The sequence below is a fragment of the Streptacidiphilus neutrinimicus genome, assembly GCF_000787815.1.
GTDB classification, from domain to species: Bacteria; Actinomycetota; Actinomycetes; order Streptomycetales; family Streptomycetaceae; genus Streptacidiphilus; species Streptacidiphilus neutrinimicus.
In genome coordinates this window covers 1-455 of the sequence record NZ_BBPO01000152.1, presented here as the reverse complement: position 1 = coordinate 455, position 455 = coordinate 1, and the positions used below count along the sequence as shown (strand labels likewise).

General features: G+C 71.4%; 1 protein-coding gene. It reads right to left on the bottom strand.

Going from position 1 to position 455, the window contains the following annotated elements; translation table 11 throughout:
- A partial coding sequence (locus tag TR48_RS37800; RefSeq protein ID WP_042375367.1) for an SDR family NAD(P)-dependent oxidoreductase occupies window positions 1-455 on the bottom strand: 455 nt, incomplete at both ends.

The following is a 455-nucleotide window of genomic DNA, read 5'->3' as shown; positions in this document are numbered from 1 at the left end:
CCCCAGGCGAGGGAGACGGCCGGAAGGCCCTGGGCCCGGCGCTGCCGCGCCAGCGCGTCCAGGAAGACGTTCGCGGCCGCGTAGTTGCCCTGACCCGGGCCGCCGAAGATGCCGGCAGCCGAGGAGAACAGGACGAACGCGGAGAGATCCGAAGTGAGTTCATGCAGGTTGAGTGCTGCGTCCAGCTTCGGACGCAGCACCGTGTCGAGCCGCTCCGGCGTGAGCGAGGAGACGATCCCGTCGTCCAGCACACCGGCCGTGTGCACCACACCCGTCACCCGGTGCTGCGCCAGCAGCGCGCCCAGCGCCTCACGGTCCGCGACATCGCACGCCGCGACCGTCACCTCGACACCCGACTCGCGCAGCTCAGCCACGAGTTCAGCCGCACCCGGCGCGTCCGCGCCACGCCGCGACACCAGCAACAGACTCCGCACCCCGTGCTCGGACACCAGATG